Annotated in this window: 17 protein-coding genes; 9 read left to right on the top strand and 8 right to left on the bottom strand. The window is 33.0% G+C overall.

Annotated features, from left to right (window positions below; genetic code table 11):
- Positions 1-76 precede the first annotated feature (76 nt).
- Together sufC and sufD are read left to right on the top strand one after the other, a co-directional pair.
- A complete protein-coding gene (gene sufC, locus OD917_RS12735; RefSeq protein WP_057121683.1) occupies positions 77-823 on the top strand; it encodes a Fe-S cluster assembly ATPase SufC in 747 nt (248 codons plus the stop codon).
- A 66-nt stretch (positions 824-889) separates the two neighbouring features.
- The gene (gene sufD / locus OD917_RS12730) at positions 890-2,206 is read left to right on the top strand and encodes a Fe-S cluster assembly protein SufD (protein WP_073413408.1); all 1,317 of its coding nucleotides are present in this window, start codon (positions 890-892) and stop codon (positions 2,204-2,206) included.
- 292 nt (positions 2,207-2,498) lie between these two features.
- Here sufD and OD917_RS12725 read toward each other — a convergent pair whose 3' ends face one another.
- Positions 2,499-2,969: a hypothetical protein gene (locus OD917_RS12725; protein WP_263523869.1), complete on the bottom strand. Its 471-nt coding sequence runs from the start codon at positions 2,967-2,969 to the stop codon at positions 2,499-2,501.
- 3 nt (positions 2,970-2,972) lie between these two features.
- Positions 2,973-4,322 (bottom strand): serine hydrolase domain-containing protein, encoded by a 1,350-nt coding sequence (locus OD917_RS12720; protein WP_263523868.1) that lies wholly within the window; start codon positions 4,320-4,322, stop codon positions 2,973-2,975.
- A 220-nt stretch (positions 4,323-4,542) separates the two neighbouring features.
- Here OD917_RS12720 and OD917_RS12715 point away from each other — a divergent pair, with 220 nt between their 5' ends.
- The 7 genes from OD917_RS12715 to OD917_RS12685 all read left to right on the top strand — a co-directional run bounded on the left by OD917_RS12715 (position 4,543) and on the right by OD917_RS12685 (position 9,236).
- Positions 4,543-5,757 (top strand): aminotransferase class V-fold PLP-dependent enzyme, encoded by a 1,215-nt coding sequence (locus tag OD917_RS12715; protein WP_263523867.1) that lies wholly within the window; start codon positions 4,543-4,545, stop codon positions 5,755-5,757.
- A 12-nt stretch (positions 5,758-5,769) separates the two neighbouring features.
- On the top strand, positions 5,770-6,195 hold the full coding sequence (locus tag OD917_RS12710; protein WP_263523866.1) for a hypothetical protein: 426 nt from the start codon (positions 5,770-5,772) through the stop codon (positions 6,193-6,195).
- Positions 6,196-6,197: 2 nt separating this feature from the next.
- On the top strand, positions 6,198-6,623 hold the full coding sequence (locus OD917_RS12705) for a SufE family protein (protein ID WP_012023259.1): 426 nt from the start codon (positions 6,198-6,200) through the stop codon (positions 6,621-6,623).
- 193 nt (positions 6,624-6,816) lie between these two features.
- Positions 6,817-7,209, top strand: a complete 393-nt coding sequence (locus tag OD917_RS12700; protein ID WP_263523865.1) for a GxxExxY protein — start codon at positions 6,817-6,819, stop codon at positions 7,207-7,209.
- An 84-nt stretch (positions 7,210-7,293) separates the two neighbouring features.
- Positions 7,294-7,617 carry an SUF system Fe-S cluster assembly protein gene (locus tag OD917_RS12695; RefSeq protein ID WP_012023258.1) on the top strand — a complete coding sequence of 108 codons (324 nt, stop codon included), beginning with the start codon at positions 7,294-7,296 and terminating at the stop codon, positions 7,615-7,617.
- A gap of 81 nt (positions 7,618-7,698) precedes the next feature.
- A complete protein-coding gene (locus OD917_RS12690) occupies positions 7,699-8,208 on the top strand; it encodes a DUF2480 family protein (RefSeq protein ID WP_263523864.1) in 510 nt (169 codons plus the stop codon).
- A 77-nt stretch (positions 8,209-8,285) separates the two neighbouring features.
- The gene (locus tag OD917_RS12685) at positions 8,286-9,236 is read left to right on the top strand and encodes a DUF3078 domain-containing protein (RefSeq protein ID WP_263523863.1); all 951 of its coding nucleotides are present in this window, start codon (positions 8,286-8,288) and stop codon (positions 9,234-9,236) included.
- 143 nt (positions 9,237-9,379) lie between these two features.
- Here OD917_RS12685 and hflX read toward each other — a convergent pair whose 3' ends face one another.
- The 6 genes from hflX to OD917_RS12660 form a co-directional block, all read right to left on the bottom strand.
- Positions 9,380-10,612, bottom strand: a complete 1,233-nt coding sequence (gene hflX, locus OD917_RS12680; protein WP_111286356.1) for a GTPase HflX — start codon at positions 10,610-10,612, stop codon at positions 9,380-9,382.
- 177 nt (positions 10,613-10,789) lie between these two features.
- Positions 10,790-11,647: a hypothetical protein gene (locus tag OD917_RS12675; RefSeq protein WP_263523862.1), complete on the bottom strand. Its 858-nt coding sequence runs from the start codon at positions 11,645-11,647 to the stop codon at positions 10,790-10,792.
- 136 nt (positions 11,648-11,783) lie between these two features.
- Positions 11,784-13,121 carry a DUF5689 domain-containing protein gene (locus OD917_RS12670; protein ID WP_263523861.1) on the bottom strand — a complete coding sequence of 446 codons (1,338 nt, stop codon included), beginning with the start codon at positions 13,119-13,121 and terminating at the stop codon, positions 11,784-11,786.
- Between the two features lie 18 nt (positions 13,122-13,139).
- On the bottom strand, positions 13,140-14,471 hold the full coding sequence (locus OD917_RS22590; RefSeq protein ID WP_318013895.1) for a hypothetical protein: 1,332 nt from the start codon (positions 14,469-14,471) through the stop codon (positions 13,140-13,142).
- 22 nt (positions 14,472-14,493) lie between these two features.
- Positions 14,494-15,960 carry a carboxypeptidase-like regulatory domain-containing protein gene (locus OD917_RS22585; RefSeq protein ID WP_318013894.1) on the bottom strand — a complete coding sequence of 489 codons (1,467 nt, stop codon included), beginning with the start codon at positions 15,958-15,960 and terminating at the stop codon, positions 14,494-14,496.
- A gap of 193 nt (positions 15,961-16,153) precedes the next feature.
- Entirely contained in the window at positions 16,154-17,374 is a 1,221-nt protein-coding gene (locus tag OD917_RS12660) for an MFS transporter (RefSeq protein ID WP_263523860.1), read from the bottom strand.
- Between the last annotated feature and the right edge of the window lie 162 nt (positions 17,375-17,536).

Genomic DNA, 17,536 nt, shown 5'->3' with positions numbered 1-17,536 from the left:
AATAAAAGATTTTTCAAAGTTTCGCTTTTCAGCACAACTGAGAACTTGAAACTTGAAACTTTAAACAAAAAAAAAGATGTTATCAATAAAAAACCTTCACGCCGCGATTGGTGATAAAGAAATCCTTAAGGGAATTAATATAGAAGTTAAAGCTGGAGAAGTTCACGCTATTATGGGACCTAACGGTTCTGGAAAAAGTACACTTTCTGCTGTTATTGCAGGAAACGAAAATTATGAGGTTACAGACGGAGAAGTTATTCTTGACGGAGAAGATCTTGCTGATTTAGCTCCTGAAGAAAGAGCGCATAAAGGTGTTTTCCTTTCTTTTCAATATCCTGTAGAAATTCCTGGAGTTAGCGTAACTAACTTTATGAAAACAGCGATCAACGAAACTCGTAAAGCAAACGGACAAGAAGAAATGCCAGCTAACGAAATGTTGAAAGTAATTCGTGAGAAATCTGAATTATTAGAAATCGATCGTAAATTTCTTTCTCGTTCTCTTAACGAAGGTTTTTCTGGAGGAGAGAAAAAAAGAAACGAAATTTTCCAAATGGCAATGTTAGAGCCAAAATTAGCTATCCTTGACGAAACCGATTCTGGTCTTGATATCGATGCTTTAAGAATCGTTGCAAATGGTGTAAACAAATTAAAAAGCGAGAAAAACGCTATTATCGTAATTACACACTACCAACGTTTGTTAGATTATATCGTTCCTGATTTCGTTCATGTTCTTTACAACGGAAGAATCGTAAAATCTGGTGGAAAAGAATTAGCTTACGAATTAGAAGAAAAAGGATACGACTGGATCAAAGCAGAAAACTAGTTTACAGTTACAGTTTACAGTTTGCAAAAACTCATAACTCATAACTCATAACTTACAACTAAAGAAATGGATTTAAAAGAAAAATTAGTATCGTCTTTTATGGCTTTTGAAGAGCGTGTCGATGTACATTCAGATTTACATGACATACGCACAAATGCTTTAAAAAACTTCGAAAATAAAGGTTTCCCAACCAAAAAAGAAGAAGCTTGGAAATATACATCGCTAAATGCCATCTTAAAAAATGACTTTACGGTTTTTCCAAAGCAGGAAAATGCAATCGAATTCAATCAGGTAAAAAAATACTTTTTACACGAAATTGATACGTACAAATTAGTATTTATCGATGGCGTTTTCAGTTCGCATTTGTCTTCTACAACGCATGACGGAATCGATGTTTGCTTGATGTCATCTGCATTGACCAAACCAAAATATAAAATGGTTATTGATACATACTTTAATCAGATTGCAAGTAAAGATGACAGCTTGACTTCATTGAATACTGCTTTTGCAATTGAAGGTGCTTTTATCAATATTCCGAAGAAAAAAGTAGCTGATAAACCAATTGAGATTATGTATTTCTCAACTGGAAATGAGTCTGCTTTAATGGTTCAGCCAAGAAATTTGGTTATTGTAGGCGAAAACTCACATGTTCAGATTATCGAGCGTCACCAAAGTTTGAATGAAAATCCGGTTTTAACAAACTCTGTTACAGAGATTTTTGCTCAAAAACGTGCGATTGTTGATTATTACAAAATTCAGAACGATAATAGTGAAGCCAATTTAATTGACAACACTTATGTTTCTCAACAACAAGAAAGTCATGCTTACGTTCATACTTTCTCATTTGGTGGAAATTTAACTCGTAACAACTTGAACTTTTATCACTTTGGAGAAAGATTGACAAGTACGCTTAACGGAATTTCTATTTTGAATGATAAACAACACGTTGACCATTATACTTTGGTAAACCACGCACAGCCAAACTGCGAGAGTTTCCAAGATTATAAAGGAATTTTCTCTGATCGTTCAACAGGAGTTTTCAACGGAAAAGTTTTGGTAGAAAAAGAAGCTCAAAAAACAAATGCTTTCCAAAAAAGCAACAATATTTTATTGAGCGACAAAGCTACAATCAATGCAAAACCGCAATTGGAAATTTTTGCAGATGACGTAAAATGTTCTCATGGATGTACTGTTGGACAGCTTGATGAAACAGCAATGTTCTACATGCAGTCACGCGGAATCCCGAAAAAAGAAGCTAAAGCTTTATTAATGTACGCATTCTCAAATGCCGTTATCGAAAGCATCAAAATACCAGAATTAAAACAAAGAATTACTAAAATCATTGCTATGAAATTAGGCGTGAATTTAGGATTTGATTTGTAATTATTCTTAACCGCAAAGAGCGCTAAGGTTTACGCAAGGTTCGCAAAGTTTTTTATTAAGCTTTGCGAACTTTGCGCTTTTATACCTTGCGTTCTTTGCGGTTAAATATTATTCCCTAATTTTTATTACTGACAATATAATCCCTAAGAAAAACAATCCCAATCCAAGTAATAAACAAATTGTATTAAATGGATGACCAATACTAGTAGACCATGCAAATGCATTTAAAACAAAACCGATTATTAATAGAACAATTGGATGTAATAATTTCTTCATAAGTACTCATTATATTTTAAAAAATCTCTGCACTTCCAACTAAATTAGGACCTTCATGAATCCACCAAACTTGTCCTTTATTAAGATATTTTTCAATTGGTTGATTAACTAAAAATCTAACGGTAACTATTTTTTCTTCTCCTGGTTCAATAGTCGATTGATTTTCAAAAATAATATCACCCATAAAAGTTTGATTTATTTTCCCATCATTTGTATACTCAAAAACATGATTAGGTCTGTAACCGCTAGCGATTCCGGTTTGCCTTCCTCCTTCTATCGTATCTTTTAATCTAATTTTAGCTTTAATGTATAATAATTCATTTGAATTTTCATACTGAAAATCTTTATAACTCATCAACGTATATTTGTCATAAGCCATGACATCAAATATTTTGGAATTTCCAGTACTTAACCAACGTTTATAAATGAGAACTCCATTCATATATAAATAAAGCTCATCATTTTCTATTCTTTTTAAAATTGCCATTTATTATTTCTTCACACTCTCAATAATTCCCTTCAAAAACCCATTAAAATCAAATCCTGGTTCTTCTTCTCTCACTCCCATTCTCACTATTACCATATCTTTTGATGGAATAATCGCCACCATTTGACCTTGATATCCACTGCAATAAAACATATCTCTTGGAACATCAGAGAATTTACCTCCAGCATTTAGCCAGAATTGTGCGCCATATTTACCTTCCGAAGTATTCGTTGGAGTTGCAGTATATTTTACCCAACTTTCATCAAGGATTTGCTCTCCGTTCCAATTTCCTTTTCTGAGGTATAATAATCCGAATTTTGACCAATCTCTTGGCGTTGCCCATCCGTAAGATGAACCTACGAAAGTTCCAGACATATCTTGTTCAACAATCATGGAGTTCATTCCGATTTTGTCGATTACGGCACTGTACCAAAAATCTAGATATTCTTGCTGTGTTTTAAAATGTCTTCTTAAAATCAGTGACAATAAATTGGTTGTTCCTGAAGAATAATTCCAATGAGTATTTGGTTTGAACTGAGCCGGTTTTTCCAATTGCACTTTTCCCATATCTTCGGCTTGAAAAAGCATTTTTGTTGCATCGCAAATCGTACTGTAATTTTCTTCCCATTCTAAACCAGAATTCATGTGAAGCAAATCGTTGAGCGTAATGTTTTTTCGTTCATCATTTTGCCATTCTGCAACTGGTGCAGGTTTATAAATATCAATTTTTCCTTGTTTAGCCAAAACTCCAAAAGCCGAACTTGTTATACTTTTGGTCATCGACCAACCCAAAATTTTACTGTCTTTATTGAAACCTGTATCGTATTTTTCGGCGATTAAATGATCTTTGTATAAAACCACAACTGCACGAGTTCTTTTAATTCTTCCTCCCGTTTTATCAAACGCATTATCAACCGCTTTTTTCAATTTGGAATAATCAATATTCGCAAAAACAGAATCTTTTGGTTCATTATTTCCGTATGGAAAAGGAAGATTATTTTCTAATTTTGTTCTTTTTGGAAGCAGATATGGTTTTGTAATATCAAAATCATCGTTAATCAAAGTTGCCCCAAGACCTTCTCGATAAATGGCTTTTCTTTCTTTCAATCCGTAAACAGAAGAAATAGCAAATTTTCCAGCATCATCGATTGAGTTTTTAGCCAAATCAACCAAATTGATATCATTGTCGGTTTTCTGAATTAAATCCAACGAACGATTGTCAATAAAATGCCCTGACGCAACACTTTTGGCCGAGAAACCAGAAATCAAATCAAGCTTCGGATAGGTCGTAAATCCGAAATACAAAAAGGCAAGAACCACTACAAGCAAAAGTACTTTGAGAAATTTTTTCATGATGAGTTAGATATTTTTAATGCAATATAAATAATTTATGTTCACGATTTTAGAACTCAAATTATAAATCCAATTCGGATAATGCAGAAAACCGAAAGTATTTTTACGGAATCAGCATTTACAACATCCGACAATCGTATCATAAAAGGAAATTATAGAATTCCTGTATAAACAAATTTAGTTTTAGTACTTTTGTAAATAGATTTTTTCTAAATAAGACATGCTAGATATTCAAAAAATAAGAGCTGATTTCCCGATACTTTCGCAAACTGTAAACGGAAAGCCATTAGTATATTTCGACAACGGAGCTACTTCGCAAAAACCACAAGTTGTAATTGATGCTGAAGTAAAATATTATAACGAAATCAATGCCAACATTCACCGTGGCGTTCACACTTTGAGCCAGTTAGCAACTGACGCTTATGAGGTTGCTCGCGGAAAAGTAAAAGATCACATCAACGCAAAACATGCCTATGAAGTGCTTTTTACTTCAGGAACAACTCATGGTATTAATTTAGTTGCAAACGGATTTGCTTCTATTTTAAAACCTGGCGATGAAGTTGTGGTTTCTTCATTAGAACATCATAGTAACATTGTGCCTTGGCAAATGTTATGCGAAAAAACAGGGGCTGTTTTAAAAGTTATTCCAATCGATGACAATGGAGAATTAATCATTGAGGAATTTGATAAATTACTATCGGATAAAACGAAAATCGTCACTGTAAATCATATTTCAAATGCATTGGGTGTAATCAATCCAATCAAATATATTATTGATAAAGCACATGCTGTAGGTTCTGCAGTTTTAATTGATGGCGCGCAGGCTGTTCCGCATTTAAAACCAGATGTTCAGGAATTAGATTGTGATTTTTATGCTTTTTCAGGACATAAAATGTGTGGTCCAACAGGAACTGGAATTCTTTATGGAAAAGAAGAATGGCTGAACAAACTTCCTCCTTATCAAGGTGGTGGCGAAATGATCAAAGAAGTGACTTTCGAAAAAACAACTTACGCTGATCTTCCTCATAAATTTGAGGCAGGAACCCCAAATATCGCTGGCGGAATTGTTTTAGGGACTGCAATTGATTATTTAAACGAGATCGGTTTTGATAAAATTCATGAATATGAAAATGAATTGTTGGAGCACGCAACAAAACGTCTTAACGAAATTGAAGGCATTAGAATTTACGGAAACACAAAAAACAAAGCTTCTGTAGTTTCGTTTAATATTGATGGAATTCACCCGTATGATGTTGGTTCTATTATAGATAAACTTGGAATTGCTGTTAGAACCGGACATCATTGCGCACAGCCAATTATGAATTTCTTCTGTATTCCAGGAACGATTCGCGCTTCGTTTTCTTTCTATAATACTAAAGAAGAAATCGATCAAATGGTTGATGCTGTTAAGAAAGCACAAACTATGTTAAGCTAAAAAACAAATTATATGCGAATAGTATCATTATTGCTCCTGACACTTTTTATTGCTACGGGATGCTGCAGTCAAAAAAAAGCAGACATGAAATCGACTCAAATTGAATATTCTGCAATGTCGAGAGGCTATTACAAAAGTATTGTAGTACAAAACAAATCGGTTTCTGTTGTTAAAGAACGTAACGGAGAAACTGTTCAAAGCAAGATTAATGATGCAAAATGGAATGAGATTGTTGATGCCTATTCAAAAGTAAATTTAGAAAGCCTTTCTTCCTTAAAAGCACCAACTGACAAACGTACTTATGACGGCGCCGCGATAGGAAATTTAAAAATAACTGAAGATGGAAAAACATACGAAACAGCAGGTTTCGACAATGGTTTTCCTCCAAAAGAAATCGAAAAACTAGTAAATTTATTAGTAGATTTTGTGAAAGAATAATTATGACAATAAAAGAAATACAAGACGAAATAATAGACGAATTTTCAATGTTCGACGACTGGATGCAGCGTTATGAATACATCATCGAACTAGGAAAAAGTCTTCCGTTAATCAAAGAAGAATACAAAACCGACGATAATTTAATCAAAGGTTGCCAATCTAAGGTTTGGTTACAAGGTGAGCAAAATGATGATAAAATTGTTTTCACTGCGGATAGTGACGCAATTTTGACCAAAGGAATTATTGCAATTTTAATTCGTGCTTTCTCTAATCAAAAAGCAAAAGATATTCTAGAAGCCGATACTGATTTTATAGACGAAATTGGCCTAAAAGAACATTTATCAGCAACTCGTGCCAACGGTTTGGTTTCGATGATAAAAAACATCAAAATGTACGCTTTGGCTTTTGATGCTAAAAACAAAAATTAAAAAATTTTAAACCATATAAGTGATGTAAGAAAATTTAAGTTTTGGAGCTTAGATTATTTATATAGTGAAATATAAGCAAAACATTTAAATAAACTTACATTTCTCAATATGGTGAAAAAAGAAATAAGATAAGTTTTATCCTTCTTTTTTATTTCTTATTATTACTAAAAAAGTAATAATTACAAAGAAATATTTGACCGATTTAATTTATCAGGTTAATGGAGCCGCAATTGAAGTTCATAAAAGTATTGGAGCAGGGCTTTTAGAAAGTATTTATCATCAATGCATGATCAAAGAATTATCATTGAGAGGAATCAATTTTAAATCTGAATTGGTTATTCCTGTCGAATATAAAGGTTTAGAATTAGAATCAAATCTGAGATGTGATCTATTCATCGAAAATTGTTTAGTTCTTGAATTGAAATCAGTCGATCAAATTATACCAATTCATGTTGCAAAACTGATGTCTTATATGAAACTTTTAAATTCACCAATTGGTTTAATGATAAACTTTAATGTAACAAACATTTACCATGAAGGCCAAAAAACATATGTCAACGAGCTATATCGCTGGCTAGAAGATTAAACATAAAAACAAACATCATCATTAATTATTAAGTTTAATTTTAAATGAACTTATATAACTTATATGGTAAAACAAAAATAAAAAATGGAACAAGAAATAGACACAAACGAATTAGGAGAATCAATCGTAAGAGTTTTAAAAGGTATTTACGATCCTGAGATTCCTGTAGATATTTACGAATTAGGATTAATTTATGACGTAATGGTAAACACAGATTACGAAGTAAAAATCCTTATGACACTTACTTCTCCAAACTGCCCTGTTGCAGAAAGTCTTCCAAGAGAAGTTGAAGAAAAAGTAAAAACAATCGAAAACATCAAAGATGTTGACGTAGAAATTACTTTTGATCCGCCTTGGAGCAAAGATTTAATGAGCGAAGAAGCTAAATTAGAATTAGGAATGCTTTAATATTGTTTCAGGTTTAAAGTTTCATGTTTCAGGTTACGCAACTTGAAACATGAAACTTTAAACTTGAAACTAACTTTTCACATGGAAGAAATTATCAATAAAGTTGCCAATAGTGCTTTAGAAGTTTTTGATTTAGAGGATTATTATCCAAAAGGAATCCGCACGCAAATTGACATTTCGCAATGGCTTTTGGAAGGATTTTTATTGAAGGAAAAAGACTTTAGAGAACATCTAAAAAACCACGATTGGTCACAATACCAAGATCAATACGTAGCTGTACATTGCAGTACAGATGCTATAATCCCCGCTTGGGCATTAATTCTGGTTAGCGTTCATTTAGCACCTTTTGCAAAAAAAGTAGTCAACGGCACTATTGAAGATCTTGACGCAAGCCTTTACGAAGAAATTTTAAGCAAAATCGATTACTCCGTTTACCAAAACAAACCTGTAATTGTAAAAGGTTGTTCTAGAAAACCAGTTCCGATGCGCGCTTATATTTTAGCAACAAATAATCTTCAACCTTTTGCCCGAAGCATTATGTACGGCGAAGCGTGTTCTGCAGTGCCATTATACAAAGAATCTAAGAAATAACCTTCAATAACATATAGTATCCATTAACTTTTCATTGGTTTTTAGTATATTTGATAATACACTCTAAACTAAAAACCATGAGAAAGATACTATTATTACTCTTCGTTTTAGCAAATATTACTTTTGTACAAGCCCAAAATACAGAAAAAGAACTAGCACAAAATACCGAAAAAGCTGTAAAAAAAATCAATGATACAATTGAAGAAGAAGGCTGGAAAGCAAAAGGAACCGTATCTCTTTTATTAAACCAATCAAGCTTTAACAATTGGATTGCTGGAGGTGAAGACAGTTTCTCAGGAACGCTTGGAATCAATTATGATTTCAACTACAAAAAAGATGACTTAACCTGGGATAACAAAGTTCTTGCCTATTACGGTTTACTTCAAACTAAAAATGCTGATTTTGAAAAGAAAACAGATGACCGTTTAGAATTCAATTCAATCGTCGGAAAAAGAGCATTCGGAGAATGGTATTACTCTTATTTCCTAAACTTCAGAACTCAATTTACAACTGGTTATATCTACGGTCAAGATGAAAACGGAAAGGAAATTAGAACTGAAAACACCAAATTCATGTCTCCGGGTTATCTAACCACTGGTCCTGGTATTTATTGGTCAAAAGATGAAAATCTTAAAATAAATTTCGCTCCGTTAACTTCAAAATTCACTTTTGTAGACAAAGCTTACACCACAGCCATTGATCCTGTGACAGGCTTACCTTTTCCTGACGGATATTATTTTGGCGTCGATGCTAATAAAAGTATGCGTTACGAACTCGGATTCTATGCTTCTGTATATTACAAACTCGCCATTATGACTAATGTCACTGCCGAAAACACTCTGAATTTATATTCAAATTATTTAGAAGATCCACAAAATGTCGATATTAATTATTCATTAAACATTGTTATGAAAGTAAATAAATTTCTATCGGCAAACTTTTCTTTCCAAACAATCTACGATGATAATGCTTTTAGAGGTTTCCAAACTCGAGAAGTCTTTGGTTTAGGAATCAATTTTGGGTTTTAAATATTGCATTGGCTAGATTTCAGCAAATAAATTTAAAAACTTATTAATACCACAGATTAAAGGATTATTCAGATTAAATCCTTTTTAAATTTTTTAGTAGCAAACAAAAAACGGCTTTTGATTTCTCAAAAGCCGTTTCTATTTTATTCTTCATCTTCTTTTTCAACTGCATCCTTATAATCAGGATACAAGAAATTATTATATGGAAAACGCGTAATATGAATCTGGCGAACCGCTTCATAAACTCTTTCTCTAAACTCTTCAAAGTTTTCTTTGTTTCTTGCAGAAATAAATAGCGCTTTATCTTCTCCAACATTACTCATCCAAGTCTGTTTCCATTCTCCAAGCGTATAGTGTTTACGGGTTCTTTCGGTAATCAAATCATCTTCATCGATAGTAAGATGCTTATAAGTATCGATTTTGTTAAAAACCATTATAGTTGGCTTATCGTTACTTTTTATTTCCTGTAAAATCTTGTTTACTGATTCAATATGATCCTCAAAATCTGGATGTGAAATATCTACAACATGCAAAAGTAAATCTGCCTCACGAACCTCATCAAGCGTGCTTTTAAAAGAATCTACCAATTGTGTTGGCAATTTTCTAATAAATCCAACCGTATCCGAAAGCAAAAAAGGAAGGTTTTTAATAACCACTTTTCTAACCGTTGTATCTAAGGTTGCAAACAATTTATTCTCAACAAAAACATCACTTTTACCAATTGCGTTCATCAGAGTCGACTTTCCAACATTTGTATATCCAACCAAAGCGACACGAACCATTGCGCCACGGTTGCTTCGCTGAACTCCCATTTGTTTGTCAATCGTTTTGATTTTTTCTTTCAATAACGAAATTCTGTCACGAACGATACGTCTATCTGTTTCGATCTCCGTTTCCCCAGGTCCACGCATACCGATACCTCCTTTTTGACGCTCAAGGTGTGTCCATAATCCAGAAAGTCTCGGCAATAAATATTGGCATTGCGCCAATTCAACCTGAGTTCTTGCGTATGAAGTTTCGGCTCTTTGCGCAAAAATATCCAGAATCAAATTCGTTCTATCTAGAATTTTACAATCAATAATTCTTGAAATATTTTTCTGCTGTGATGGCGTTAATTCATCATCGAAAATTACAGTCGATATTTTATTTTCAACCACAAAAAGATTGATTTCATCAATTTTTCCCGTTCCTACAAAAGTCTTCGGATTAGGGCGCTCCATTTTCTGCGAAAAGCGTTTAATAACCTCACCACCAGCGGTAAAAGTCAAAAACTCCAATTCGTCTAAATATTCATTTAGTTTTTCTTCACTTTGACTTTGAGTAACAATCCCAACGATTACTGTTCGCTCAAAGTTTATAACTTCTTTTTCTAACATAGTCTTGAATAAGTTGCAAATTTAATGATTTGTCGGCTACAATCAATTATACAATTTCGTTTTTACATTTATATCCAAATCTTCTAATGGAAATAAACTTGCATAAAAAAATGGAACTAGTTAAGATAAACTCAACAAAGTTCCATTTCCGAATTGAATGGTCTATTTTTAAAACTTTTATTCGTAAATAAACGTTTTTTCTGTTTTTACAATTCCATTTTCTTCTATCTGAGAGCAAGAAATTGGATAGTTTAATTTATTGTATTTGTATTTTCTGCTTATTGCTACTAAAGCTGTTGATGATGGACTGAAATTCACTTCATTATTATATGAAATAGATTCAAACTCAAATTCATCTTCATGATAAGAAATCATTGGAACGATTACTTTGTAATTATCTCCAAAAAGACTCTGAACGATTAATTGATCGACTGATTTTTTATCATCATAAGTGTATGATTTAGAGATTTTATCTCCAACCAATCCTTTATGTCTTGACACATTATCGTTTACATAAACATATTCTAATTTCCCAATAATTGCCTTGTTTCTATCTCGTGAAGTACGTCTTACAATAATCCCGTTTTCAACAAGATATTCAATATCATCCACTAAATTCTGATGATTGGTGCTCTTTTTTGTAGTTACTTTTACTCTCGCTCCTTCATATAAAAATGAAACTACTTTTGTAATATAATTAGGCCCTTCCTGGTATTTTTTTACAAATTTTGTAATGTTGTTATCAGCATCATAAGTATAATTTACCACTTCTTTCCAGTCACTCCCAATTTTATCCTTAACTGTCATATCAAGCAACCCATTTTTGTTGTAATAGAAATGCTGTACAACATCTGAAGTAGTTATTGTTTGAAGTTTACCATCTTTAAAAGCCATTGTTTTGTTAACAATTTCGCCGTCTTTAGAGTTTTGGTAATTTGTTTTTACAATGTTAATCTGCTTTAGTTTAACGTTGTCTTGACTGTGCGTCAAGAAAGGAAACACCATCATTAAGATGGCAATAAAGTAGGTTTTCATGTGGTATTTGTATTGATTTGGGATGACCAAAGTACAAAATTCAATTAGATTTTAACGATTTGAAATACAAAAACTACAAACTTTTCAATAATACTTTAAAAATCAGCAAATTATTTTCATTATTCTAACTCAGTTCTTATTTCTCTCCAAAAATCTTCACGTCATCTACCATAAAAGCACCGTTTAAAGTTTTATCTTTTCCCGATCCCACATATCGAAATGCAATATTTATTTTCCCAGAATACTCCGAAAGGTCAATTCCGCCAGAACTAATAAATTGTCGAGCAGGTGTAGACAGCGTTGGAACTTTTGCTTCTAGTTTTGTCCATTTTGCTTTCTTAATGTTAGAACCGTCAAAATTGTCTGAAACGTAAATTTCCAAAGTATTTAATGGTGAATCAACCTTCAAATCATGCTGTGCACTTCTAAAAGAAAGAACAGAATTTTTATATCCTTCTAAATTAATTTTAGGCGAAACAAGCCATGCAATATTCTCGGCAGCTGTTGTACTTGTTGTATTAAACTCTGCGTAACCATTTCCAGAATAAACCATGCTCTTCCATAATTTGGCCGCTTTTTCTACAATATTGCTCCAGCCTGGCAATGCAAAATTCACATTGTTTTTAACTGACTGGAAATCTTCTGAGAAAAATGGAGTGCTTCTTTTTCCATTCATAACAACATCATTTTCAGAACGAACCATAAACTGATAATCGGAACCAAATTTTGTTAAAATTCCTCTCGCTGTCCCGCTTCCTTCAGGCACAAAATGATCTGCAAACTTTGCATAACCGCTAGTTCTAAAAATAATTTGATTTCCTGTTTTATCTCTTAAATTCCAATTGGTCGAGCCCCCAATATTATTAGATTCTTCAAAATAATGTCGTCCTAATGCTGCTTCTGTAAATTCAACATCATTTAGTTCAATTAGAGTATTTAATCTAGAATCCGAAAGTGCTTCTTCTATAGAAAGTGATGCCACCAATTGATTTTCATTAATCATTGTACAGGATGCATTCAGTACATTTTTATATTCGTTTTGAGAAATTCTACCAATTGTAGGATCTCCAGCATTACTTACATAAAGACTTCCAACTCTTAAACCACCATAATATATATCCGTAAATTGATTTTTAAGTTTTACATATACTTTATTTCCCACACGATAATCAATGTAAGTATTTGAGGCATCTACAGGAACACTCAAACCAATAGATGGAGTTACTGCAGTTGGTAAAGTCTGCAATGAAATTGATTTGAAAAAATTACCCCCTTCATCACTCGACACTACATAGGCTTCAATAATATCATCATACACATATTGTTTCGCGGTTGTACCCGAAAGCTCGTATATGTTTTCAACCGTTTTGTTTGCAGTAAAATCGGGCTGTGTGCAAGCTAATTTTGGAGATTCAACTTCAGCATTACATCCAGATAGTAATAGGGAGATAAAAAATAAAACTAGTTTTTTCATAAGAAATAGATTTTCAATTTATAAACCGATAGTAAGATTTAAAAAATAAGTTCGTCCGTAGCCGTAATAATATTTTGGTCCAAAAGAAGGAGTGCCACTAGAAACATCTTGATTTAAGGCTCTAAAATTTGCATTTCTTGCCTGCTCAAAGCCACCTGTCTTATAGACCAAATCAAGTACATTATTTACGCTTGCAAAAAGTCCTATGTATTTTTTACGGATACGCCAAGATTTGCCACCGCTAAGATTCAGCAATGTAATTGGATTAAATTTTTCTTGTTTTAATAATTCATTTCCTCTTTCTGAAGTTGCTTCGGGAAAAGGAAATCCGTTTGCTGGGTTAATATAAAACTGAGATGTTCTAGAAATTGGAGATACATCAATATAGCTTTCTGCCAAATAATTAATATTAGCGCCAAGCCACCAAAATTTAGGATCACGATATTCCAGTCCAAATGAATAGGCTTGTTGCGGCATTCCAGGCTGTTTGTAATTCTTGAGATAAGATTCTCCAAAATTAAATGTCGTCTGTGCACCATCTTTCGCCTTATTGGAATCGTTTGTAATCATCACATTTGGGTTGCTACTGTAAATGTAATTTCCAAAAGCTGCAGATAAATTAGTTTTAAATGTTGATGAAATTTGATATTCAAAACTCAATTCTGCCCCAGTATTTTTCTTGTCTAACTTGGTCAAAGTCTGACTTACAAAAGCATCAGTAGCGTCATATCCTGCACCATTATCAAAGATTCCTTCTGCGTAGAAAAAAGAAGTTTTTGATGTATTTTTAATTAAAGTATAATAAGCTGTTAAACGTAATTTGAGTTTAGAAGAACGATAAACATAATTTGCCTCTGCACTAGTAATATTTTCGCTTTCGATTCCGTCAACTATGTTATTATTTAAACGCGAATTAGAAAAAGTGTTTCTTAATGAAGGCGCACGTGTAAGGTGTGTAGCATTAAAAAACAGCAATTGTTTTCCTGAAATTTTATAAGTGAATCCACCTTTAAAACCAAAATTCTCGAAATTTACATTTTCACTTTTTCCTAAAGAAGTAGTAGGATAAAGTCCGTTTTGATACAAACCTTCTCTTCGATAATCTGAAACAGAATAAGACTGTGCCAAAAAGAATTCTGTTTTGTTATACGCAAACCTAAACTGCGTGAAAACATCCAAAGTATTAGCCAGAAAATTAAAATTATATCCATAAGTATCACCTTTTTTAACCTTTCGATTTGGATTTTGCAAATCAGATTGTGAAAGATTTCCTTTGTAAAACGGATCTATGTCCTCGAAGTATTCTCCACCAATAAGATCCAATAAATATTGAAAATTATGAGACTTCAATTTTTTAAAAGTAAAGCCTCCGTCAAAAAAAAATATTAGGAGAAAGCTGTGTGTTCAAATTTGAATTTACCGCAAAAGTTCGATCGTCTGTTCTATCTTCGTAAAGCACATAATGACTTTGAGAAGGTTCAAAACCATTTGGTCCAACTTTCTGATTAGCAAAATACATTTTGTTCCAATCTATCTGCGGATTTGCTAAAAGAGCTGTTCTGTTTTTATCTGCGTTTTCATAATCGGGAGTAAATTCGCCTGAAAATTCACCGTGATCTTTCGCATAAAGAGAACTAAAATAACTTGGCATTTTTTTATAATAAACAGGATCTGGACTTTCAGCATTTTGGTAATCTATATTGCTATTTCCTACCTTTCCAAATTGATACATTATCGCAGAATTTAAATTTGTTTTCTCATCAATTTTAAAATAATGATTCAGCATAAATAAAGGCTCTTCAACATTCTTTACTCTTGCATTTCGTTTTTCTCCATTCTGGAATCCCCAGTACGAATTGTATTTTTCATTCATTAATCCAGTTACTTCATTTGTATTAGCTGAGTTTTTTCCGCGCGAATTTGGAGTATAAAATCCCGTAAAATTGACTGAATGTTTATTGCTTAATTTCTTTTCGACACTAAGAAAAAAAGAATCTGCATTGAAATTTGTTCCTTCAAAATAACCTTCATCTGACCATCGTTTTCCTGCAGAAATTGCATAAGCCCAACCCGAAGCATTCATTCCTGAAGCGTAAGTTCCAATTCCGCGCCAAGTATAAGTTGTGTTGCTTCCTGAAAATGTGAGCGATGTTCCTTTTCGATATAAAGAAGCTCTTGTAAAAATCTGCTGTGTGCCTAAAATTCCACCAAAAGTATAATTGGAAGCAGCAGCTCCAGCTGAGAATTCTTGATTGCGAAGTACATTATTCAAACCTCCCCAATTGCTCCATTGTGGTCTACCGTCGTAAATTTTATTCATGGCCATTCCGTTGAGCATCATCGTTCCGTTCTCGCTGTCTAAACCACGAATACGGAATCGGGCTTGCCCCCAATTGAAAGCAGATGCCAACATAAAAGCATCTTTTGAAGATTGTAAAAGTCCTGAAGTCATTTCAGACGAGCTATTATCATCCGAAAAATCACTATCTGAAAGCGTAATCAATGCAGCCGGAACTTCATCTGAATAGGTATCTTCTAATTGTAAAATCCCGAGATTTATATTTTGTCCTCCATTAGACTGCACTTTTAAAAGGAAATCTTTATATCCTTGACTTCTCAATAAAAGCAATTGTTCTTTTTTGGGAAATATATAAAGTTCGAATTTTCCAGTTTTTGATGTTAGCTGCATTACAGCAGTATTTTGTATCGTTACCACTACATTTTCTAGCGGATTTTGCGTTCGAGCATCAATAACAATTCCTGTTACCGTAATTTCCTTCTGCGAAAAAGCAAAATTAAAAAACCATACAATAAAGAAGACCGCGTACTTTTTTCCCATTAAAAAAATTCAATTTACTTTCAAAATTATTTTGGATCGAAATCCTTCATTCAAAAGATAAAAATTGGCTTTGGAAAAAAAAGAGCGTTTTAAACTCAAGCAATTGCTTGGATTCAAATATAGAAAGAAATATTTAAAAACAAATAAATTCTTACAAATTTGTTTGTTTTTAATCAATATTAATCAAAAAATATTAAGCTGATGTTCTAATTTTAGAAACCATAAAGGCAATTAGAACTCCGAAAATTCCAATAAATGCAAAAGAAAACTGCAATCCGAAACTTTGTGCAATATGCCCAATTACTGGAGGTCCCATTAAGAAACCTAAGAAACTTACACTCGAAACAATTGTTAAAGCTTCGCCCGCAGGAACAGTCGGGTTTTTACCTGCAATGCTGTAAACGGTAGGAACAATCGTTGCAACGCCCAAACCTACAAACATAAAAGCAATGGTACATGGAATAATATAAGGAAGAAAAACAGCTGTAAAAAGTCCAGCCGAAATCATAACTCCGCTAATCTGCATAACGCGTTCGCGTCCAAATTTATTGATTAGTCCATCGCCAAGAAATCTTCCGCTGGCCATCATAATCATAAAAGAAGTGTAGCCTAAAACCACCAATGCTCCTGGCGCTTTTACAATATCTTTAAAATAAACACCGCTCCAGTCGAACATAACACCTTCGCTTGCCATACTGCAAAATCCGATTACACCAAGCCAAAGTAAAGCTGTATCTGGTTTTACAAATAGTTTTTTGCCTTCTTCTTTTGGTTTCTTTTTTTCTTTGGCTCTTACCAAAAATTTAAAATTAAATGCGACCATTAATAAAACTATAATCCCAACAATTATAAAATGATGTAGCGGATTTAGTTTTAAAGCTAGCATTCCTAGACCAACTAACGCGCCTGTAAATCCTGCAAAACTCCACATCCCATGAAATGATGACATGATTGTCTTTTTAAACAAAACTTCTGTATAAACGCCTTGTGTGTTTACAGCGATATTGGCAAGGTTTCCGAATAAACCAAACAAAAATAATCCGAGAGATAATTGTAATGCCGTTGTTGCTAAACCTAAATTGATAAGACAGAAAACGTACATTATTAAAGAAAAAATCAGAATACGGTGGCTTCCAAATTTTGTGACCATTTTTCCTGAAAACGGCATGATAGCCAATTGTCCAACTGGAAGCGCAAAAAGTATAGAACCTAAATCTCCTTCGCTTAAATTTAAAGCCGTTTTAATATCTGGAATTCTGCTCGCCCATGTAGCAAAACTTAAACCCATTCCGAAATAAAACATTCCAACGGCAAAACGAATACGGTTTAAATAAGAGGCTTTTGCTTCTCTAAATACTTTCTTGATTTTTCCTTTGGTCTGAAAAAGCGCTAACGGATTAAAATTTATCAGCATATTAAATTTTTATTGGATATTGTCAAAAATACTAAAAACACTTGTCAAAGTGCATTAAGCTTGATGCTGTAAACAATTTACAACGTTATTGTTTATAAATTGACACGTTTTCAATTGAATTCATCTTATTAAAATTACAACTTTTCGGGATTATTTTTAAAA

It is taken from the genome of Flavobacterium sp. SH_e, assembly GCF_025717045.1.
Classification (GTDB): domain Bacteria; phylum Bacteroidota; class Bacteroidia; order Flavobacteriales; family Flavobacteriaceae; genus Flavobacterium.
Note: the sequence above shows the minus strand (reverse complement) of the source record. Positions and strands in the feature narration are given on the sequence as shown.